This window comes from Sphingomonas bacterium, from assembly GCF_903642285.1.
Lineage (GTDB): Bacteria > Pseudomonadota > Alphaproteobacteria > Sphingomonadales > Sphingomonadaceae > Sphingomonas.
The window spans coordinates 1-21,001 of sequence record NZ_CAHJWJ010000017.1 but is presented as its reverse complement, the minus strand read 5'-3'; the positions used below and the strand labels follow the sequence as shown (position 1 = coordinate 21,001).

At 67.3% G+C, this 21,001-nt stretch carries 21 protein-coding genes, 1 tRNA gene and 1 pseudogene; 7 read left to right on the top strand and 16 right to left on the bottom strand.

What is annotated here, in order from left to right; all coding sequences use genetic code 11:
• Positions 1-43: 43 nt before the first annotated feature.
• The 6 genes from cysN to HUU99_RS09885 form a co-directional block, all read right to left on the bottom strand.
• Positions 44-1,954: a sulfate adenylyltransferase subunit CysN gene (gene cysN / locus HUU99_RS09910; RefSeq protein WP_375380117.1), complete on the bottom strand. Its 1,911-nt coding sequence runs from the start codon at positions 1,952-1,954 to the stop codon at positions 44-46.
• Positions 1,955-2,001: 47 nt separating this feature from the next.
• The gene (gene cysD / locus HUU99_RS09905; protein ID WP_302479984.1) at positions 2,002-2,913 is read right to left on the bottom strand and encodes a sulfate adenylyltransferase subunit CysD; all 912 of its coding nucleotides are present in this window, start codon (positions 2,911-2,913) and stop codon (positions 2,002-2,004) included.
• 208 nt (positions 2,914-3,121) lie between these two features.
• Positions 3,122-4,420: an amidohydrolase family protein gene (locus HUU99_RS09900; protein ID WP_174286418.1), complete on the bottom strand. Its 1,299-nt coding sequence runs from the start codon at positions 4,418-4,420 to the stop codon at positions 3,122-3,124.
• Complete coding sequence (locus HUU99_RS09895) at positions 4,417-5,865, bottom strand: amidohydrolase (RefSeq protein WP_174286417.1); 1,449 nt, start codon at positions 5,863-5,865, stop codon at positions 4,417-4,419. Before HUU99_RS09895 ends, HUU99_RS09900 begins: the two co-directional genes overlap by 4 nt.
• Positions 5,866-5,958: 93 nt before the next feature.
• The gene (locus tag HUU99_RS09890) at positions 5,959-6,960 is read right to left on the bottom strand and encodes a cell wall hydrolase (RefSeq protein WP_254603105.1); all 1,002 of its coding nucleotides are present in this window, start codon (positions 6,958-6,960) and stop codon (positions 5,959-5,961) included.
• A 71-nt stretch (positions 6,961-7,031) separates the two neighbouring features.
• Complete coding sequence (locus HUU99_RS09885; protein ID WP_174286416.1) at positions 7,032-7,409, bottom strand: JAB domain-containing protein; 378 nt, start codon at positions 7,407-7,409, stop codon at positions 7,032-7,034.
• A 108-nt stretch (positions 7,410-7,517) separates the two neighbouring features.
• On the opposite strand from HUU99_RS09885, the gene thyA reads away from it, so the two are divergent.
• Positions 7,518-8,447 carry a thymidylate synthase gene (gene thyA / locus HUU99_RS09880; RefSeq protein ID WP_174286415.1) on the top strand — a complete coding sequence of 310 codons (930 nt, stop codon included), beginning with the start codon at positions 7,518-7,520 and terminating at the stop codon, positions 8,445-8,447.
• On the opposite strand, the gene HUU99_RS09875 is transcribed toward thyA, so the two are convergent.
• A tRNA-Arg gene (locus HUU99_RS09875) sits at positions 8,448-8,524 on the bottom strand.
• Positions 8,525-8,584: 60 nt separating this feature from the next.
• Here HUU99_RS09875 and HUU99_RS09870 point away from each other — a divergent pair.
• Positions 8,585-9,325: a queuosine precursor transporter gene (locus HUU99_RS09870; RefSeq protein WP_174286414.1), complete on the top strand. Its 741-nt coding sequence runs from the start codon at positions 8,585-8,587 to the stop codon at positions 9,323-9,325.
• An 85-nt stretch (positions 9,326-9,410) separates the two neighbouring features.
• On the opposite strand, the gene purQ is transcribed toward HUU99_RS09870, so the two are convergent.
• The 4 genes from purQ to HUU99_RS09850 form a co-directional block, all read right to left on the bottom strand.
• Positions 9,411-10,079 (bottom strand): phosphoribosylformylglycinamidine synthase subunit PurQ, encoded by a 669-nt coding sequence (gene purQ, locus HUU99_RS09865; RefSeq protein ID WP_174286413.1) that lies wholly within the window; start codon positions 10,077-10,079, stop codon positions 9,411-9,413.
• Positions 10,079-10,309, bottom strand: coding sequence for a phosphoribosylformylglycinamidine synthase subunit PurS (gene purS / locus HUU99_RS09860; protein WP_174286412.1), 231 nt, complete (start codon positions 10,307-10,309; stop codon positions 10,079-10,081). Before purS ends, purQ begins: the two co-directional genes overlap by 1 nt.
• Entirely contained in the window at positions 10,310-11,089 is a 780-nt protein-coding gene (purC, locus tag HUU99_RS09855; RefSeq protein ID WP_174286411.1) for a phosphoribosylaminoimidazolesuccinocarboxamide synthase, read from the bottom strand. It lies immediately after the preceding gene.
• 282 nt (positions 11,090-11,371) lie between these two features.
• Positions 11,372-11,689 carry a type II toxin-antitoxin system PemK/MazF family toxin gene (locus tag HUU99_RS09850; RefSeq protein WP_174286410.1) on the bottom strand — a complete coding sequence of 106 codons (318 nt, stop codon included), beginning with the start codon at positions 11,687-11,689 and terminating at the stop codon, positions 11,372-11,374.
• A gap of 110 nt (positions 11,690-11,799) precedes the next feature.
• On the opposite strand from HUU99_RS09850, the gene parC reads away from it, so the two are divergent.
• Positions 11,800-14,064: a DNA topoisomerase IV subunit A gene (gene parC, locus HUU99_RS09845; protein WP_174286409.1), complete on the top strand. Its 2,265-nt coding sequence runs from the start codon at positions 11,800-11,802 to the stop codon at positions 14,062-14,064.
• Positions 14,065-14,147: 83 nt separating this feature from the next.
• The gene (locus HUU99_RS09840; protein WP_254603103.1) at positions 14,148-15,839 is read left to right on the top strand and encodes a putative bifunctional diguanylate cyclase/phosphodiesterase; all 1,692 of its coding nucleotides are present in this window, start codon (positions 14,148-14,150) and stop codon (positions 15,837-15,839) included.
• Here the strand turns inward: HUU99_RS09840 and HUU99_RS09835 are convergent.
• From HUU99_RS09835 to HUU99_RS09820, 4 genes are all read right to left on the bottom strand, one after another.
• Entirely contained in the window at positions 15,788-16,978 is a 1,191-nt protein-coding gene (locus HUU99_RS09835) for a CCA tRNA nucleotidyltransferase (protein WP_174286408.1), read from the bottom strand. The two genes, HUU99_RS09840 and HUU99_RS09835, sit on opposite strands and share 52 nt — an antisense overlap.
• Positions 16,969-17,577, bottom strand: coding sequence for a CoA pyrophosphatase (locus HUU99_RS09830; protein WP_174286407.1), 609 nt, complete (start codon positions 17,575-17,577; stop codon positions 16,969-16,971). Before HUU99_RS09830 ends, HUU99_RS09835 begins: the two co-directional genes overlap by 10 nt.
• Positions 17,574-18,140 (bottom strand): DUF1285 domain-containing protein, encoded by a 567-nt coding sequence (locus HUU99_RS09825; RefSeq protein WP_174286406.1) that lies wholly within the window; start codon positions 18,138-18,140, stop codon positions 17,574-17,576. Before HUU99_RS09825 ends, HUU99_RS09830 begins: the two co-directional genes overlap by 4 nt.
• Before the next feature lie 211 nt (positions 18,141-18,351).
• Entirely contained in the window at positions 18,352-18,861 is a 510-nt protein-coding gene (locus HUU99_RS09820; RefSeq protein WP_174286405.1) for a GNAT family N-acetyltransferase, read from the bottom strand.
• Between the two features lie 190 nt (positions 18,862-19,051).
• Between HUU99_RS09820 and HUU99_RS09815 the strand changes: the two genes are divergently transcribed.
• Together HUU99_RS09815 and HUU99_RS09810 are read left to right on the top strand one after the other, a co-directional pair.
• The gene (locus HUU99_RS09815) at positions 19,052-19,423 is read left to right on the top strand and encodes a dihydroneopterin aldolase (protein ID WP_174286404.1); all 372 of its coding nucleotides are present in this window, start codon (positions 19,052-19,054) and stop codon (positions 19,421-19,423) included.
• 7 nt (positions 19,424-19,430) lie between these two features.
• Complete coding sequence (locus HUU99_RS09810) at positions 19,431-19,706, top strand: Rossmann fold domain-containing protein (RefSeq protein WP_174286403.1); 276 nt, start codon at positions 19,431-19,433, stop codon at positions 19,704-19,706.
• A gap of 38 nt (positions 19,707-19,744) precedes the next feature.
• Here HUU99_RS09810 and HUU99_RS09805 read toward each other — a convergent pair whose 3' ends face one another.
• Entirely contained in the window at positions 19,745-20,608 is an 864-nt protein-coding gene (locus HUU99_RS09805; protein WP_174286402.1) for a hypothetical protein, read from the bottom strand.
• Positions 20,609-20,831: 223 nt separating this feature from the next.
• Here HUU99_RS09805 and HUU99_RS15580 point away from each other — a divergent pair.
• Positions 20,832-21,001, top strand: a pseudogene (locus tag HUU99_RS15580) (energy transducer TonB); the annotation flags it as partial.

The window sequence follows — 21,001 nt, the reverse complement described above, 5'->3', positions numbered from 1 at the left end:
CGCCTGTCATCGGCAATCGCGGCGATCTACGCCCGGTGGCCCATCACGGTATGATGTGATCGACGATCAGGTCGGCGGCGTCCTCCGGGATGATCGCGGCGGTGTCGATCCGGATATCGGGTGCGTCGGGGGCTTCATAGGGGCTGTCGATCCCCGTGAAGTTTTTCAGCTGTCCTGCCCGCGCCTTCGCATACAACCCCTTCACGTCGCGCCGCTCCGCCTCGTCCAGCGCGGTATCGATATGGATTTCGACGAACTCGCCGGGCGGCAGCATCGCGCGGACCATATCGCGTTCCGCGCGGAACGGCGAGATGAACGCGGTGATGACGATCAGCCCGGCATCGGCCATCAGCTTCGCCACTTCGCCGACGCGGCGGATATTCTCGATCCGGTCGGCTTCGGTAAAGCCCAGATCCTTGTTCAGCCCGTGGCGGACATTGTCGCCGTCCAGCAGGAAGGCGTGCCGGTTCATCCGGTGCAGCTTCCTGGCAACCAGATTGGCGATCGTCGACTTGCCCGCGCCCGACAGACCGGTGAACCACAGCACCCGTGGCGATTGGTTCTTGATCCGTGCCAGATCGTCGCGACCGACGTCGAGCGCCTGCCAGTGGACGTTCTGCGCCCGCCTGAGGCTAAAGCGGATCATCCCGGCCGCGACGGTGGCGTTGGTCGCCTTGTCGATCAGGATGAACCCGCCCAGCGTCCGGCTGTCGGCATAGCGCGCGAATACGATCGGCCGATCGGTCGCGATCTCCGCGACGCCGATCGCGTTCAGATCCAGCGTCTTCGCCGCCAATTGCTCCAGCGTGTTGACGTTCATCTGATATTTGGGCGGCTGCACGGTCGCGGATACGGTCTGCGTCGCCGATTTGAACGCGTAGGCGCGCCCCGGGATCAACGGCTCGTCCGCCATCCAGACGATCGTCGCCTCGAACCGGTCGGCAACCTGCGGGGGATCGCCCGCGGCCGCGATGATGTCGCCGCGCGAGCAATCGACCGCGTCCGCCAGCGTCAGCGTCACCGATTGCCCGGCGACCGCGCTGGCCAGATCGCCGTCCGCGGTGACGATCCGCGCTATGCTGCTCGTCCTGCCCGACGGCAATATCCGAACCGCGTCGCCCGGGGCGACGGCACCGCCTGCGATCGTCCCCGCGAACCCGCGGAAATCCAGGTCGGGGCGGTTGACCCATTGCACCGGCATCGCGAACGGCTTCGCCCGGTCCGCGTCCGCATCGACCGGTACGGTTTCCAGATGCGCGATCAGCGTCGGGCCGTGATACCAGGGCATCGCGTCGGAGGCGTCGGCGATATTGTCTCCGCGAAAGCCCGAAATCGGGATTGGGGTGAAATGTCCTATTCCGATACCATCGGCGAACGTCCGGTAATCCGCGACGATCGCGTCGTATGTGGCTTGGTCGTAATCGACCAGGTCCATCTTGTTGACCGCCAGCACGACCTGCCGGATGCCGATCAGATTCGCCAGATAGCTATGCCGACGCGTCTGGGTCAGCACGCCCTTTCGCGCATCGATCAGGATCACCGCCAGGTCGGCGGTAGACGCGCCGGTTATCATGTTGCGGGTATATTGTTCGTGGCCCGGCGTGTCGGCGACGATGAACTTGCGTCGATCGGTCGCGAAGAAGCGGTAGGCGACGTCGATCGTGATGCCTTGCTCCCGCTCCGCCGCCAATCCGTCGACCAGCAGTGCGAAATCGATCGCTTCGCCTTGCGTCCCCATCCGCTTGCTGTCCGCTTCCAGCGCGGCCAGCTGGTCGGCGAAGATCGCCCGCGTGTCGTGAAGCAGGCGACCGATCAGCGTCGACTTCCCGTCGTCGACCGAACCGCAGGTGATGAAACGCAGCAGGGACTTGTCGCGGTGCTGGTTGAGATAGGCATCGATGTCGGACGCGATGAGGGGGTCGGGGGTGTAGCCCCTTTCTTCCTCCCCTCCCACGTTTGCTCCCCTTTCCGCATGCGGAAAGGGAGGAGGAGAAGACACCATCAGAAATACCCCTCCTTCTTCTTCTTCTCCATCGAAGCCGCCTGGTCGTGGTCGATCGCACGACCCTGGCGTTCGGAGGTCGTCGTCAGCAGCATCTCCTGGATGACACCCGGCAATGTCGTCGCCCGGCTCTCGACCGCACCGGTCAGCGGATAGCAGCCGAGCGTTCGGAAGCGGATCGATCGTTCGAGGGGCACTTCGCCGGGCAAAAGACGGAAACGGTCGTCGTCCACCATCAGCAGCATGCCGTCGCGTTCCACGGTCGGGCGCGGCGCGGCAAAATACAGCGGTACGATCTCGATCCCCTCCGCCTGGATATATTGCCAGACGTCCAGCTCGGTCCAGTTCGACAGCGGGAAGACGCGAACGCTCTCGCCCTTGTTCTTGCGCGCATTGTAGAGCGACCAGAGTTCAGGCCGCTGTCGTTTGGGGTCCCAGCGGTGGGTGGCGGAGCGGAAGCTGAAGACGCGTTCCTTCGCGCGGGATTTCTCCTCGTCGCGCCGCGCGCCGCCGAACGCTGCGTCGAAGCCATATTGGTCGAGCGCCTGTTTCAGTCCTTCGGTCTTCCACAGATCGGTATGCCGCGCGCCGTGATCGAACGGGTTGATGCCTTGCGCCACCGCATCCGGGTTGCGGTGTACGATCAGCGCCATCCCCGCATCTGCCGCCGCCCGCTCGCGCAATTCGTACATCGCGCGGAATTTCCACGTCGTATCGACATGCAGCAACGGGAAGGGCGGGGGCGCGGGGAAGAACGCCTTCTTCGCCAGATGCAGCATGACCGCCGAGTCCTTGCCGACCGAGTACAGCATCACCGGCCGTTCCGCCTCGGCGACGACTTCGCGCAGGATATGGATACTCTCCGCCTCGAGGCGGTCGAGATGGGTCAGGGTCGTCATCGCCGATGCAATGCTCCGTCGATCACCCGCTTTCGAACGAGTTTTTATATCGACGCCGCTTGCCCCGCTTCGTCGGTGCCGTCGGGTCGACCGCCTGCGTCATGTCCGGCTCGTCCCGCATTCGTCGTGCAGCGCATCCTGACGCGCCGGAATTGGGCGCACGATACGCCTTGGTGCAAGGCCGGGGCGACGGATGATCGATCGGCGTGCGTACACAAACTCAATGCTCATACGCCTTGGGCAATGCGCCCTCGCCCGGCACGCGGTACCGGTCGCGCAACTGCGTCTGGCGCGACGTCATCGGCTGAGCGCGACCGTCAATCCAGATCGCGACCGTGTTCGACGACAATTCCAATGGATCGCCGTCCCACAGCACCACGTCCGCCCGGCGGCCGGGACGGAGCGAGCCGATCTCGCCATCCATCCCCATCGCCTGGGCAGGCTTCGAGGTGATCGTCGCGAACGCCTGACCCCAATCGAGCCCGGTCGCGCCCGGCAGCTTCGCGAAGCCCACGAGATTGCCGGCCAGCTGCGTCAATATGTGCTCCCCCGGTGCCGTGTTCGCGCCGACGGTCGAGATCGCGACCGGGATGCCCGCACGCGTCATTCGTCCGACGTTCGATTCGGTCGCCGCGATCTTTTCGAACGCCGCCGGCAGATCGGCGATCGCCGCGGCGATCACGGGGACATGCGCGGCTTCGATCTGGGGTGCCACGGTCCATCCCTCGGTCGCGCCGAGCAGGATAAGCCGCAGTTTGGGATAGGTCGCAGGGAGCGCCAGCACCGCGAGAATATCGCTGGCCCGCTCGACATGGACCAGCAGCGGCGTGCGACCGTCGATCACCGCCAGCAATGCCTCCGCATCGCCGCGCTTCAGTAGCGAGTCCTTTTCACGACCCCCGAAGCTTGCCGGCGAACGGCGATAGTCCGCCGCCTGCGCCAGCGCATCGCGGAACATCGCGAAGGCGGCAGGGCGGCTACCGCCGGCCTGACGTCCACCATCCTCGCCCAGTTCGACATACTGGAACGCATGCGCCTTGGTCACCGGCGGTGCGCCCGAACCGAGATCGATGACCGCGCCCTGACCCGCGAAGATCGACCCCGCGCTGCCCGGCGCGACGACCGCACGCGTGACGCCGCCCAGACGCTCGTTACCGATCACGTCCGCCGAAGGGTTGATCCACGGCGCGATGTCGATCGCGGCGTTGAACGGCGATTTGCCGGCGCGTTCGTCGTTGCTTTCCTCGACGCCGTCCGCATCGACCAGCCCCAGATTGGTGAAGCCCGCGACGATCCCGGCGGCGATCCATTTGCCGTGCGCATCGACGACGGTCGCGCCCGCCGGCACCGCGACGTTTGTGCCGGCGGCGACGATTCGACCATCGCGGAAGACGACCGTGCCGTTCGCGATCGGCTGGCTGCCGTCACCGATCGCGAGGGTGCCGCCGACGACCGCGACCGTCTGCGCGGATACGGGCGCGGCGATCAGCGCGGCGGCTGCGAGAAGGAGCGCCTTCACTTCACATCTCCCATGCCCGGCTGGCCAAGCTCGAAATCGGATACCGGCCGTCGTGCCGGGTCGTTGGCGTCGTAGAGCAGCGCGCCGTCGATCCAGACCTTTTCGGGCCGGGTATAGACGCTGAACGGATTGCCGTTCCACAGCACCACGTCCGCCATCTTGCCCGGCTTCAGGCTGCCGGTGCGCTGTTCGATGCCGAGCGCCTTGGCCGGGTTGTACGACAGCCACTGCCACGCCACCGCATCCGGGATATCGATCCCCGCACGCCGTCCCGCGGCGAGCGCCTTGGCGACTTCCTGGTTCAGCCGCTGGATGCCGTTCTCGTCGTCCGAATGGATCATCGCGCAGGTGCCCGCCTTCTGCAGCAGCGCCAGATTTTCCCGGATGCCGTCGAAGCTTTCCATCTTGAACCCGTACCAGTCGGACCAGACCGCGGCGCAGATACTGTTAGCCTTCAGCAGGTCGGCGATCTTGTACGCCTCGACCGCGTGGTGGAATGCCGCGACGTGATAGCCGAATTCCTTCGACATATCGATGACGTTGGCCATCTCGTCCGAACGATAGCAGTGGTTCTGTACCCGGATTTCACCGTCCAGCACGCCGCGCAGCGTATCCATCTGGATGTCGCGCGCGGGCGGTTCGCCCCCGTCCTTCTCGTACTTGTCCCATTTGCGTTTATATTCGACCGCCTTCGCCCAGGTCATGCGGTCGACCGCGATGTTGCCCATGCGGGTCGAGGGTTCGCGGCCCTTGCTGCCATAGACGCGCTTCGGATTTTCGCCGCATGCCATCTTCAGGCCATAGGGCGCGCCGGGAAACTTCATGCCCTGCGTGGTACGGGCATAGACGTTCTTCAGCACGACCGACCGGCCGCCGAACAGGTTGGCGGAGCCGGGCAGTATCTCCAGCGTGGTGACGCCGCCGTTGGTCAGCGCGCGGCTGAAGCCGGGGTCCTGCGGCCAGACGCTATGTTCGGCCCAGACTTCCGCGGTCACCGGGGCCGTCGCCTCGTTGCCGTCGCTGTTCGCGCGGACGGCGGGGCTTGGATAGTCGCCCAGATGGCTGTGGATATCGATGACGCCGGGGGTCACCCATTTGCCCGCGCCGTCGATGACGGTGGCACCGGCGGGCACAGATAGAGTCTGGCCCAGCGCGACGATCTTGCCGTCGGCGAACAACACCGATCCGCCGTCGATCCGGCCACCCTCGCCATCGAAGACCGTGACGTTCCTGACCAATGTCGGCACGCCGGGATAGGCTTTGTAGGTCGAGGGGTAGGGATCATGGGCATAGCCCTTGCCGATACCCGGTGCCGGTGCCTTGGCGGGCGCGGTGCCGGCGGCCGACTTCGGATGATCGTCGCTTCCGGTGCACGCGACCAGCGCGACGACGCCCGCCAAACCCAGCGCGGTGCGGATCACCCGCCCGCGGATCGTTCCTGTCATGATGCCCCCTTGTTCGACGCGGCATTGGTAGAACGAGGAACCATGAAGACACAAGCCGCATCGATCGATGCCGACACGAGGCGGGAACGCCGATCAGGTGGTGCCGTCGCCTGCCGCCGAACCGGAGGCCATGGTGCCGTCGCCGGCTTCGGACGACGGGGCATGGTCTGGGGAACCCATATGGACGTGAACGCCCGCCACCGCGGTCATTCGCCGCGGCGAATCCGTCGCGGTCGCCGGGCCGCGGTGGATCATCACGCTTCCCTCGGTGGCCACCGCGGCGAGCGGGGTCGCCGCCACGCCGCCGCCCGGTCCGCTGCCGGCGCTGCCGCTCGCATAATGAACCAGCACGCCGGCGTTCCTTGCGCCCGACGCGACGACGGCGGTAGCGGCCGCCACCCCGGGTTCGCTGCCGCTATAGTCCTGCCGGAACGCCAGCGCCCGCTCCAGCGCGTCGCGCCAGCGGTAGAAGATGTGCGATCCCACCGCGCCGATCCGCATGAGGCTGGGGGCCCACCAGGGCGAGACGTAATTGGCATGGTAATGCGTCGCCGAGCCGACCGGCGCATAGACGCTGCCGCCCAGCGCCGCCTGCGCGACGATGCGCGCGCGGCCCCATGCCGCGAGCTGGAGGGGGCGGTTCATAGATCCGTCGCAGGTGAACGAGAATTGACAGCCGGTACGGCGTTCCGATCCCTGGAACACCACGCCGCAGACGCTGTGCGGAAAGGCGCGGTCGCGCACGCGGTTCAGCACGACCTGCGCTACCGCACGCTGGCCATCGACGGGTTCGGAACGCGCTTCGTAATAAACCGCCTGGGTCAGGCAATCGGTCGCGCGACGGGCATCCTCGTCGCTCCGCATCGCCGCCAGGAACGGCGGAGCACCATCGAAATCGCTGCGTGCGAACGCCAGTGCGGCGGCGGTCGGCGGGGCGGTATCGTCGGGGGAAACCGTTAGATCGAGCTTGCGGAGCAGGGGCTGCGCGTCCGCAATCGGCTGGCTGGTCCGGGATGCGGTCAGGTTCATAGGCTGCGGCACGCACGACGTGCTGAACACCAGCCCGAACACGACCAGCATTGACTGTCTCTGCATCGCGTCGCGCCCATGACCTCCTGGTCAGGTACGCGGGATAACGGCGAGCCCTTATGGATCGGTTAACCGCCTCACAGCAGTCCGAGCGCGCGCAGCGCGGTCGTGCCGTCCGGCGTCACGATCAGATGATCCGCCAGCCGCATGTCGATCGCCGCCAGCGTCCGCGCGAGCAGCCGGGTATAGGCGATGTCCGCGATGCTCGGTGCCGGATCGCCGCTCGGATGGCCATGCGCGATGACGACGTCTCGTGCGCCGAACGCCAGCGCATCGACGATGATGGTCCGGATCGGCAATGCGATATGCGCCGCGCCGCCCACGACGTGCCGCCGGCCGAGAAGCCGCCATTCCGGATCGAAATATCCGATCCCCGCGATCTCGCGGTGCGGATCGACGATCCCGACCAGCAGCGCCGCACGGGCGCGCGCAAACGGATCGGCGTCGGGCGACATGGCCGAGCGTGTCGGCGCGGGGCGACCGATGCACGGCCAACCGCGGTCGTTTCGGCGCAAACGGCGCGGCGGCTAGCCGACTCGTCAACGCCGTTCTACCGAAGGCCGATGACCGAGCCGGCGCATTTCGAGCATCAATATCTGTCGCTGTTGCGCGACGTATGGACGCATGGCGACGAACGCCGCGACCGCACCGGCGTGGGCACCCGGTCGCTGTTCGGGCCGACCATGCGCTTCGATCTGTCCGAGGATCGCGTGCCGCTGCTGACGACGAAGCGGGTGGCGTGGAAGACCGCGGCGCGCGAGATGCTGTGGTTCCTGACCGGCGACACCAACATCCGCAACCTCGTGCGGCAGAAGGTGCATATCTGGACCGACTGGCCGCTCGACCGCTATCGCCGTGCGACCGGCGAAGCGCTCGACCGCGACGCGTTCGAGGCGCGCATTTCGGCGGATGACGACTTCGCCGCCCAATGGGGCGATCTCGGCCCGGTCTATGGCAAGCAATGGGTCGATTGGGACACGTACGAACCGGCGCGCGACGGCCTGTTCCGCCGTGGTCCCGGCGTCAACCAGATCGCCACGCTGGTCGAAGGCATTCGTCACGACCCGACCTCGCGGCGGCTGTTGTTCACCGGCTGGAACGTAGCGGAACTGGACGCGATGGCGCTGCCGCCCTGCCATATGACGTATCAGTTCCACGTCGCGGGTGGGCGGCTGTCGGGGATGCTGTGGCAGCGATCGTGCGATCTCGGGCTCGGCTTCGCGTTCAATGCGTTCTCCGCCGCCTTGCTGATCCGGATGCTGGCGCAGCAATGCGACCTGATGCCGGGCGAACTGGTGTGGAGCGCCGGCGATGCGCATGTGTATCTCAATCATGAGCATCTCGTGACCGAGCAACTTGCCCGCACCCCGCGCGGCGAACCTCGGCTTCGGATCGGGCGGCGGCCGGCCAGCATGTTCCATTACCGCATCGAGGATCTCGCGATCGAGGACTATGATCCGCACCCGGCCATTTCCGCACCCGTCGCGGTGTGATGGCGCGCCCGGCTGGCCTCGAACCAGCGACCTCAAGCTTAGAAGGCTCGTGCTCTATCCATCTGAGCTACGGGCGCGCAGCCACCGGCCGATTAGCGCGGATTGCGCGGTGACGGAACCTTCATCATAACGCCGGCATGGATGGGGGGACAGAGCAGCGGACCGCCGCGTCGGACGTCGCGCACGGGCCGTTCCGCTATTATGATTTCGTCATGGCGGCGTTCGTCGCGATCCTGCTGCTGTCGAACGTCATCGGCGCGGGCAAGGTCGCGGTGGTGACGCTGCCGCTGATCGGGCCATGGCCGTTCGGGGCGGGCATCCTGTTCTTCCCGGTCAGCTACGTCATCGGCGACATCCTGACCGAGGTCTATGGTTATGCCCGCGCGCGCCGGGTGATCTGGGCGGGGTTCGGCGCGACCGTCTTCATGGCGTTCATGGCCTGGGTCGTCGTCGCGCTGCCACCCGCACCGTCCTGGACCAATCAGGCGGCGTACGAGACGGTGTTCGGCCAGGTGCCGCGGATCGTATTCGCCAGCGTCTGCGCGTTCTGGGCGGGGGAGTTCGTCAATTCCTACGTCCTGGCGCGGATGAAGATCTGGACGGGGGGGCGGCATCTGTGGAGCCGCACCATCGGCTCCACGGTGTTCGGCCAGGCCGTGGACAGCGCGATCTTCTATCCGCTGGCGTTTCTGGGGGCAGTGGGGTGGACGACGCACCTCGTGGTCGTCGTGCTGTTCACGCAATGGGCGCTGAAGGTCGGGTGGGAAGTGCTGCTGACCCCGGTGACCTATGCGGTCGTGGGCTGGCTCAAGCGGGTCGAGGGGGTGGACGTGTTCGACCGCGGCACGGACTTCTCACCGTTCCGGACGCGGGTCTGATCGCGCCCGGACGGGGTCGAGTAAATAACTGACGCAATCAAAGAGCCCGGCGGATATGACATATCCCGGCGTTGTAGGACAGCGGTCAGGCGCCTGCCATTTCCAGCAGCCCCTCGAACAATCGCCGGCCGTCCGTTCCGCCATGCGCCGGTTCGAACCGGCGTTCGGGGTGGGGCATCATGCCCAGGACATTGCCGGCATCGTTCAGCACGCCGGCGATGTCGCGCGCGGAGCCGTTGATCGGGGCGGCGTAGCGGAACGCGACGCGGCCTTCGCCCTCCAGCCGGTCAAGCGTGTCGGCGTCCGCGAAATAATTGCCGTCGTGATGGCCGACCGGGATCGTGATCGCCTCGTTCGCCGAATAGCGGCTGGTGAACGTGGTCTGCGCGTTCGCGACCGTCAGCGGCACGTCGCGGCAGACATAGTTCAGCCCCTCGTTCCGCATCAGCGCCCCCGGGAGCAACCCGGCCTCGGTCAGCACCTGAAAGCCGTTGCAGACGCCCAGTACCGGCAGGCCCCGTCCGGCCGCCTCCACCACCGCGCGCATGATCGGCGACCGCGCCGCGATCGCGCCCGAGCGCAGATAGTCACCGTACGAAAACCCGCCGGGCACCGCGACCAGACCGATGCCGTCGGGCAGGTCGCTGTCGCCATGCCACGCCATCACGGGCGCGACGCCCGTCACTTCGCGCAACGCCACCGCCAGATCGCGATCGCAATTCGATCCCGGAAAGACGACGACCGCGGTGCGCATTACGCCCTCTCCACCCGGTAATTCTCGATGACCGTATTCGCGAGCAGCTTGCGGCACATGCCGTCGATCGCGGCGTCGTCGGTATCGTCCGCGACGTCCAGCTCGATCAGCTTGCCGGCCCGCACGTCGTTGACGCCCGCGAAGCCCAGCCCGCCGAGCGCATGGTGGATCGCCTTGCCCTGCGGATCGAGCACGCCGGGCTTCAGCGTCACGAAGACCTTCAGCTTCATCTACTTGCCCCGGCTCTTGCGGTGCTTTTCCAGGTCGAGCACCGCATTGTCCTCGCCCTCGGGCATCAGTCCCAGCCGCCGCGCGACCTCCTGATACGCCTCCGCCTCGCCGCCGAGGTCCTGGCGGAAGCGATCCTTGTCCATCTTCTCGTTCGATTCCATGTCCCACAGCCGGCAGCCATCGGGGCTGATCTCGTCCGCCAGGATGATCCGGCCATAGTCATTGTCCCAGATGCGGCCGAATTCCAGCTTGAAATCGACGAGCCGGATCCCGACCCCGGCGAACAGCCCAGACAGGAAATCATTCACCCGGATCGCCAGGTCGGCGATGTCGTGCATCTCCTCCTGGCTCGCCCAGCCGAACGCGGCGATATGTTCGTCGGAGATCATCGGATCACCGAGCGCGTCGTCCTTGTAATAATATTCGATGATCGTGCGCGGCAGCTTGGTGCCCTCCTCGATCCCCAGCCGCTTCGACAGCGACCCCGCGGCGACGTTCCTCACCACGACCTCGATCGGGACGATCTCGACCTGGCGGATCAGCTGTTCGCGCATGTTCAGCCGGCGGATGAAGTGCGTCGGCACGCCGATCATGTCGAGCAGGGTGAAGATATGCTCGCTGATCCGGTTGTTCAGCACGCCCTTGCCGTTGATCGTGCCCTTCTTCTGGGCGTTGAAGGCGGTGGCGTCGTCCTTGAAATACTGGATCAGCGTGCCGGGTTCGGGCCCCTCGTAGAGGATCTTGGCCTTGCCCTCGTAGATCTGGCGGCGACGAGCCATCGGCGGTTCCCCTGGAAACGAGCGGCCCCGGCGACGCTGGCAAGCGCGCCGGGGCGAAGGATGCGGCGCTATATCCCCGGTGGGGGCGGGGTGCAATCTTGGTGGCGGTTCGGCGCGGAAGTGGAGGAAGTGGAGGTGTGCCATGCGCCCTCCACTTCGCCGGAGTCGACGGCGCGGAAGTGGACGAACCACACGCCACGTCGGGGTCGGAAACGCCTTTCGCATGGGGTTGCGGGGGGCACCGATGGTCATGTCGGAGCGGGGAGCGGGGCATGACCCGATCTACAGCACAAGCCGATCGTGTAGGACAGCGTCAGGCGATCGCAAAGACAGGGCAAGCGCGCGCATCACCGCGAGCATCTGCTCCGCGCTCAGCCGCCCGATCGTGGTTCCGATCCTGTCGCGGCTCACAGACATCGCCTTGTCGACCATGATCTGCGAACCGATCTTCAGCCCGTTGGCGGGGCCCCGGTTCAGGGCCGGGATGACGAGAGGGGGTGGGGCGGCGGGTGTCGCGCCGCTGCCATCGTCTCGCAACTGGGCCCCGGCCTTCGCCGGGGTCGTCGAATATCGGGTTAGCAGAACGTCCCCTTCCGTCATGCCGGGCTCGTCCCGGCATCCAGAGTCGCGGGCGTGGCGTTCGCGGCCCTGGACCCCGGGACAAGCCCGGGGTGACGAAGGGGGTGCGGCTTGCTATCGCACCTCCACCGATGCCCACCGATTTCCAGGACCCCTTCGACGCCATCGTCGATGCGCCGTTCGACAGTGCGCTGTCCGAGCGGTATCTCGTCTATGCGCTGTCGACGATCACCGCGCGGTCGCTGCCCGATGTGCGCGACGGGCTGAAGCCCGTCCACCGGCGGCTGCTATGGGCGATGCGGTTGCTGCGGCTCGATCCGGCGCAGGGGTACAAGAAATGCGCGCGCGTCGTCGGCGACGTGATCGGCAAATACCACCCGCATGGCGACCAGTCGGTCTACGACGCGATGGTGCGCTTGGCGCAAGGCTTCGCGATGCGGTATCCGCTGGTCGACGGGCAGGGCAATTTCGGCAATATCGACGGCGATAACGCCGCGGCCTATCGCTATACCGAGGCCCGGCTGACGCAGGTCGCGATCGACCTGATGGACGGACTCGACGAGGACGCGGTCGATTACCGTGCCACCTATAACGGCGAGGAGCAGGAGCCCGAGCTGTTTCCGGGCCTGTTCCCCAATCTGCTTGCGAACGGCGCGGCGGGGATCGCGGTCGGGATGGCGACGAGCATTCCGCCGCACAATGCCGCCGAACTGCTCGACGCTGCGATGCTGCTGGTCGACGATCGCGAGGCTAGCGACGACGCGATTCTGGCATTCGTGAAGGGCCCGGATTTCCCGACCGGCGGGCTGGTCGTCGATCCCCCGGCGGTGATCCGTGAAAGCTATGTCACCGGGCGCGGCGGGTTCCGGGTGCGCGCGCGCTGGTCGATCGAGCGGGAGAAGGGCGGCGGCTGGACCGCGGTCGTCACCGAAATTCCCTACGGGGTGCAGAAGGGCAAGCTGATCGAGCAGATCGCGAACCTCATCAACGACAAGAAGCTGCCGATTCTGGCCGATGTCCGCGACGAGTCGGACGAGGTGATCCGGCTGGTGCTGGAACCGCGCAGCCGCACGGTGGATGCGGGCACGATGATGGACGGGCTGTTCCGCCTGACCGATCTCGAAGTGCGTATTCCGCTCAACCTCAACGTGCTGGACAAGGACCGGACCCCGCGCGTCATGAGCCTCGCCCAGGCGCTGGGGGCGTGGGTCGATCACCAGTTCGTCGTGCTGACGAGGCGCACCGAGCACCGGCTGGCCAAGATCGCGGACCGGATCGAGCTGCTCGACGGCTATCTGATCGCCTATCTCAACCTCGACCGGATCATCGAGATCATCCGCACCGAGGACGAGCCGAAGCTGGTCATGATGGCGGAGTTCTCGCTGACCGACCGGCAGGCGGAGGCGATCCTGAACATGCGGCTGCGCTCGCTCAGGCGGCTGGAAGAGTTCGAGATCAGGACCGAGCGCGACAAGCTGGACAAGGAGCAGGCGGGGCTGACGGCGCTGCTGGCCGATCCCAAGAAGCAGCGCACGCGGATGAAGCGCGACATGACGAAGCTGCGCGATCGCTATGGTCTGGAGACCCCGCTCGGCAAGCGCCGGACGACGATCGCGGAAGCGGCCCCGGCGCGCGACATCCCGATGGAGGCGATGATCGAGCGTGAACCCGTCACCGTGATCCTGTCGCAGCGCGGCTGGATCCGGGCGATGCGGGGACATGTCGACCTGGCCGCAGCCAAGAACGGGGGGGGCGAGGCGCTGAAGTTCAAGGAGGGCGACGGCCCCGCCTTCGCCTTCCATGCGCAGACGACGGACAAGCTGCTGCTCGCGGCGGGCAACGGGCGGTTCTACACGCTGGGCGCGGACAGGTTGCCGGGCGGGCGCGGGTTCGGCGAGCCGGTGCGGGCGATGGTCGATCTCGACGGCGGCACCGGGATCGTCGCGCTGCTGCCCGCGCGCAAGCTCACGAAATTGCTGGTGGTGGCGTCGGACGGGCGCGGGTTCGTGGTGCCCGCGGCGGATGTGGTCGCGGAGACGCGCAAGGGAAAGACGGTGATGACCCCGCGGGCGGACGCGCACCTTGTCGTCGTCCGGCCGATCCCGGCGGGCCACGACTATGTTGCGGTGATCGGCGACAACCGCAGGATGCTGGTCTTCCCGCTCGCCGAGCTGCCCGAATTATCGCGCGGGCAGGGCGCGCAGTTGCAGCGCTACCGCGACGGTGGGCTGGCGGACGCGGTGACGTTCGCGTTCGCGGACGGGCTCAGCTGGCCGATGGGCGGCGGTAGCGGGCGCGTACGGACGGAAGCCGACCTGAGTTTGTGGCGCGCGGCGCGCGGGGCCGCGGGCCGGATGCCGCCGACGGGCTTCCCGCGGGATAACCGGTTCGGGTGATTGCTCCCCTCCCGCAAAGCGGGGGGGAGTAAGAAGCGGCGTTTCAGACGGATTTAACGAACGGGCTGCTAATGCTGCCCCCAATGGTCTTCGCCCGCACCATCAAGGCTTTACCGCCCTTGCCGGTTACCGATCCGATGGAGCGAATGCTCGATCTGATGCCGGTGCCGGCCGTCGTGGTCGCGCGGCATGGCGGGCGGCTGGTGCTGGAGCAACCCAATGCCGCCTTTCGCGGTGCCGGGCTCGGGGTGGTCGAGGGCGGTTCGGATGCGATCGAGACGTTGCGCCGGAAACTGGGTGCATTCCTCGATTCGCATGTGATGCGCACCGATTTTCCGTGGAGCGTCGGCGAACTGATCGACTCGCGGCACTATTGCGTTACCCTGGTCCGGCCGACACCGCCGCCATGTGATCGCTGCGTGATGACGTTGATCGACCAGACGTCGCAGCGCCACACCGAACGCAGCCTGCGGCGCGAGATGACGACCGACAGCCTGACCGGCCTGCCCAACCGCGAAGGGTTCGGCACCGTGATCGAGGACGTGCATGACGACCGCGCACGGCATGCGCTGCTCGTCGTCGACCTTGCCCGGTTCGGGCGGCTGAACGCGTGTCTCGGCTCGCTCGTCGGGGATGAATTGCTGATCACCGTCGCGCGCCGGATCAAGGGAGCACTTCGATCGTGCGACCTGTTGGCGCGGATCGGCGGGGACGAATTCGGCATCCTGATGGCGATCGACGAGGATCGCGTCGAGGCGCATCATCTCGCCGGTCGCATCCAGCGCGCGCTGTCGTCGCCGTTCCGCCTGACCGATTACGAGATCGGCGTCGAATGCTCGATCGGCATCGCGTACGGCGCGGACGAGGGCGACGATGCCGAGGAGATGATCCGCCACGCGCAATTCGCGGTGAAACGCGCGAAGGAAAGCGGGCAGAGCGAAAGCTACCAGCCCGACGCGTTCGTCATCGCGCGCAAGCAGTTCGGGATGGAGACATCGCTTCGCCGCGCGATCGAGAACCGCGCGCTTCGCCTGACCTATCAGCCGATCTGCGATCTCGCGACCGGGGAAATCGTATCGTTCGAGGCGTTGGCGCGCTGGACCGACGATGACGGGATCGACCATGCGCCGTCCGACTTCATTCCGGTGGCGGAGGAATCGGGGCTGATCGTCCCGCTCGGCCGCTGGGCGATCGACGAGGCGGCGAAGACGCTGGCGGCCTGGGACGCGGCCGCGGGGGGACATTGCGGGATCAGGCTGGCGGTCAACCTGTCCGCGATCCAGCTGCAGCGCGACGCGATCGCCCCGGTGGTCGAACGCGCGCTGACCAAGCACGGGTTGGGCGGCGAACGCTTCACGCTGGAGCTGACCGAAAGCGCGATCGTCACCGATCCCGACCGGATCACCCGCACGATGCAGGCGCTGAAGGCGCTGGGCACGACGCTGGCGATGGACGATTTCGGGACGGGCTATTCCAACCTCGCCTATCTGCAGAAGCTGCCGATCGACATATTGAAGATCGACCGCAGCTTCGTCACGGGCATGCTGGCGGACCGCGACAAGATCGCGATCGTGCGCGCGGTGCTGTCGCTGTCGCAGGCGCTCGGGATGCAGACGACCGCGGAGGGAATCGAGACGATCGAACTGGGCCAGACGCTCGCCGCGCTCGGCTGCACCTATGGCCAGGGCTATATCTACGCGCGGCCGCTGGAAGCGGACGCGGCCTACGCCTTCGCGCGCGCCAGTTCCGCCGCGACGACCTCGTCCGCGATCTGACCGACGCGCGCGGCGTCGGGGAAACCTTCGCCGATCCAGCGGGTCTCGACGACCTTCAGCGCCGCCGCGACCTGCGGCCCTTTCGACAATCCGCGCGCGACCAGCGCCCCGCCCGACAACGGCAATGTCGGCGGCATCCAGTCGACGACGCTCGCGGTATCGGCCCCCGCCAGCAGCAACCGGTCGATCGCCACCCTGTCGCCGAACCGGTAGGCGAGCGCCAGCGGTCCCTCGTCCCCCGCGCCCGATGTCGCCGCGATCAGCCTCTTGCGATCCGCGTTCGACAGTCGCAGCCGTGCGCCGACGCTTTCCGCATCCGCGGGCGGGATCAGCGCGGCGAGCCGGCGCAGCGCGTCGGGGGCGATAGCCGCCACCGCCTCGCGGTCCGCCAGTGCGGCGAACCGGCCGACCCCGGCCGCGTCGATTTCCGGCAACACCGCGCGCAGGATGCCGCGCTCCACCATCAGCCCGAGCACCGCCACCGCGTGCCGCGCGACCAGCAGCCGCAGCAATTCGCTGGCGATCCGTTCGCGAGACAACGCCATCAGGTCGTTCGCGCGCGCGATGCACGCGGCCAGCCCGTCCGCGTCGATCGAATCGCCGAACCGCGCATGGAAACGGAAGAAGCGCAGGATGCGAAGGTGGTCCTCCGCGATCCGCTGCAACGGATCGCCGATGAAGCGTACGCGGCCCGCGGCCAGATCGTCCAGCCCGCCGAAATGATCGAAGACTTCGCCGCTCGCCGGATCGGCATAGAGCGCGTTCATCGTGAAGTCGCGCCGCGCCGCATCCTCGCGCCAGTCGTCGCTGAAGGCGACCACCGCGTGGCGGCCATCGGTCGCGACATCGCGGCGCAGCGTGGTGACCTCGACCGGACCCGATGGCAGCACCGCGGTGATCGTCCCGTGCGCGATCCCCGTCGGTACCGCGCGGATGTTCGCCGCGCGCAACCGGTCGAGCACGTCGTCGGGCAGCAGGCGGGTGGCGAGATCGATATCGGCGACATCGATCCCGAGCAGCGTGTCGCGCACCGCGCCGCCGACGATCCGCGTGTCGCCATCGCCCGCGCCAAGCGCGGCGGTCAGCGTCGCCAGCCCTTCGCGTTCGCGCCAGGCCGCATCTGGCAGGATCACGCCCATCGCAAGCGCCGCGCCAGGTTGACGATCATCGCCGCGGTCGCGCCCCAGATGCGGCGGTTCCCCCAGTTGATCTCGTAGTAATGCCGTTCGCGCCCCTGCCATTCGACCGCGGCTTCCAGATGGTTGGCGGTGTCGATCAGAAAATCGAGCGGCACCTCGAACACGTCGGCCACCTCGATCGGATTGGCGCGGTAGGTCAGGTCGGGCGGGACGACGCAGACGACCGGCGTGACCTCGAACCCGGTGCCGGTGCGGTAGATGTCGGCGATGCCGATGACAGTCGCGGCGGACGGCGGCAGGCCGATCTCCTCCTCCGCCTCGCGCAGCGCCGCCGCCGTCGCGTCGGCGTCGTCGGGATCGATCCGGCCGCCGGGAAAGGCGATCTGCCCGGCATGTTTACGCATCGTGTCGGTGCGCTGCGTCAGGATGACGCCGGGCGATGCGCGGTCGGTGACGGGAACGAGGACGGCGGCGGGCAGCAGCGTCTCGCTGCCGCGCAGGTCGAGGTCGTGATGGTCGCTCGTCAGCAGCACGGGTCCGTCCTCCGCGCCATGCGCCAATGCGGTCGCCAGGCGCTCGGCCAGCGTATGCGTCGTCACGCCGCGGGCGTCAGCGCGAAGAACGCGCCGCCGCTCCACACGCCTGCAGGCTCCGCGCCCTCGCCGATCGCCAGCGCCGCCAGCTCGTAATAGACCGGCCGCACGATCCGCGCCGACAGCCCGCCGCGGACGAGAATCGAGGGCAGGGGGCCGTCCGGACCCTCCTCGAACGCGAGCGGGTGCGACTCGTCGGCGGTGACGAATTCGCCGGTGTTCAGCCGGAACGCCAGCGCGGTGTCGCGGCCCGAACCCTCGGTCTTCAGCTCGACCGCGAGAAAAGGCAGATCGTCGACGACGATGTCCAGCTTCTCGACCGGCGTGACCAGCACATAGCCGCCGTCCGCCTCGCGCCGCAGGATCGTCGAGAACAGCCGCACCATGGCTGGCCGGCCGATCGGGCTGCCCTGATGGAACCAGGTCCCGTCGCGCGCGATCCGCATCTCGCTGTCACCGCAATGCGTCGGGTTCCAGCGTTCGACGGGCGGCAGGCGCTGCTGTTCGACCAAAGCGGCGATTTCCGGCAGCGACAGGGTCGCGAGATCGGGCAACTCGTCCATCGGCATATCCCGCAGGTAGGGACGACGGGGCTGGGCGTAAAGCGGGGAGCGTGGGGGTGGGGAAGCTATGGTCCAATGATTGCCACCCCGGCGAAGGACGGGGCCCAGTCGCCACGGCCTCTCGAGAGCGAACCGCGCTTCGTTTGGGGCACGCCCTCCTGGGCCCCGGCCTTCGCCGGGGTGGCGGAAAGACGGGTCGGCCGGACGCTGCGAATGCTCAGATTCCGACCGCCGCCGGCCCCAGCGTCCCGGCACTCGCCGGCACCCCCTCACCCTTCGCCAGCAACCGGTGTCGCTCCACCGGCCCCGGCAGCCGCCACCCCGCGGTCCGTTCCGCGGTAAAGCCGAAGAAGCGGCCATAATATTCCGGATCGCCGATCAGCATCATCGCCCCGTCCAGCCCGCCGACATGCGCGGCGTGCAGCGCGTGGGTCATCAGCATCCGGCCGACCCCGTCGCGCTGCCGCGCCGGTTCGACCGCCACCGGGCCGATCATCACGAGCGGATACGCGGTGCCGTCGTCGCCCGTCAGCGTGACCGGCCAGCACTGGATCGTCCCGATCAGCGCGCCGTGCTCAGCCGCGGCGATGCTGAGCGCCGGCATCGCACGACCGCCGCCGCGAACCTTGTACGCGGTGCGCAGGTGGCGATCGGTACCGAACGCATGGTCGAGCAACGCCTCCACGGCAGGGGCGTCGATGCTGGCAAGGGGTAGGAATTCGATCACGCTGGTCTCCAAGGCGGCGCGCTTTACGGTGCGATCGTGGTTCGCGCAAAGGATGGAATCGTCATGCCGGGCTTGTCCCGGCATCCACAGCCAAACAGCGATTTCGCCCGCGCCCCTGGACCCCGGGACAAGCCCGGGGTGACGAAAGAGGGCGGTTCAAGTCGATCGGATTTGCGCTAAGGCCCCCCGCATGGACGATCTGCTGCAACTGGAAGTGCACGATATCGAGGTGCCGGTGCTCACCGGCATCTATTCGGAGGAGACGCATCTGCCGCAGCCGCTGCGGATATCGCTGACCGTCGATCTCGACTGCCCGCGCGGTTTCGCACCCGACACCCCGCTGGCCGCATCGAAAAACTATCTCGACCTGAAACATGCCGCGACCGATGCGCTGCCGACGGGGGTGCATTTCACGCTGATCGAGGGCGTCGCGGATCATATCTGCGAGACATTGTTCCTGCAGGACGCGCGGGTGGCGCGAGTGAAGATCCGGATCGTGAAGCTGGCGATATCCGAAAACGGCGAATCGATCGGGATAACGATGGTGCGTCACCGCCGATGAGGACGACATGAGCGTCGTACATGCCGCGCCGGGCGACGACATCGCGAGGATCGTGCGCGCGGCATCGGGGGAATCGCTCGTCGTCGTGATCGAACCCGGCCGCGATCCGCTATCCGCCGCATCGGTGGAGGCGTCGATCGCGCCGCTCGCGGTGGAACGGGCACCGGGGATGCGGGTCAATGCGGTGGTCGGCGACGGCGCTGTGGCGGATGTCGCGGCGATGGCGGGGTTTCTGGATACGGCCGCGTCGACGACGGGGCAGGTGGTGCGTGTGGACGGGTGATCCCGTTCTCCCGCGAACGCAGGAAAACGCGGATTTACTCAGCCGGCATTGTCCGTCCGCCCGCAAGGCCCCAGCCCCTCGATCACGAATCGATAATCCTCGCGCGCCGCGTCGGCATCGCTCGCCGAAAGCGTCGCGGTGGCGCGGTCGGGCAAGGTGGCCGGCAGTGCGCAGGTCAGCCGATACCACAGCAACGTGTTCGGCGGCGGCGGCGCGGCGGCTTCGTCCACGATCTCGCTGAGCGCGACCGACCAGCGCGGCCGCTCGCCCGGGCGGCGCAGGACCGACAGCGACACCGGTCGGTTGTCCGCGGTGGTCAGGAATATCTGCGTCTCGCCCTCGCCGGGCAGTGCGCCGGGCACATGGAAGGCACTGCCGATGCCGGTGATCACGGGTGGCGCGTCGGCGGCGATCAGTTCGCGCACGATTCCGCGTACCTGCGAATCGCGTATCGGCGACCATTCGCGCTGACCGTCGCGCCCGACCAGCTGCAGCTGATCCTCCGACGCTGCCACCCGCCGCGCGAACAGCAGCACACGCAGGTCCTTCAATTTGACGATCCGCCCGTCCGCGCCCGGTGCCATGTCCACCAGATACCCGATCCGCGCGGGCAGCCCGCCGGTGCCGCGGACCAGCGCGCCGACATCCGCCGCCACGTAGAACCGCGTGAACCCCGGTGCGACCGTCGCCGCCTCCGCCCCCTTGATTCGCGCCGCCGTCCGGATCGTCGCGTCGACGATCACCGGCGCGGCCAAAATCTGATCGACCAGATCGGCATAGCCCGCGCGTACCGGCTGCGCGAACGCCGCCGGCGGCACGGACGGTCCCGCCTGCGCAGAAACGCCCGAAGGCGCCGACAGCGCGAGGAAAACCAGGGTTGCGGCGCGGAAAGGCGGTTGCATGACCGCGTCCGTTACGCCCGACCCCCTGAACGTTACAGAAATAAATAGCGGCGGGCGCGATTGATCGTTTGTTGCGCCCGACAAAGCGTTTGCGTGTCGCAAGGCTCGGCGATAGGACTCGGTCTCCGTCGTAAGGATATATTGACTCTCGGCATGCGGTGCCGGCTATGTCGCCCCAAGGGTAGCCTGGTTCGCTTGTCGTGATAGGGAGCGTCGTTGCTGAATGGCCTATACTGACCAGAAAATGTCCGGGGGAAAGATTTCCGCGATCGTCATCGTCGCGTTGATCCACCTTGCGCTCGGCTATGCCTTCGTGACCGGGCTCGCATACCAGTATGTGAAAAAGGCGCAGGAAAAGCTGAACACGTTCGACGTCGCGCCGCCGCCGCCGCC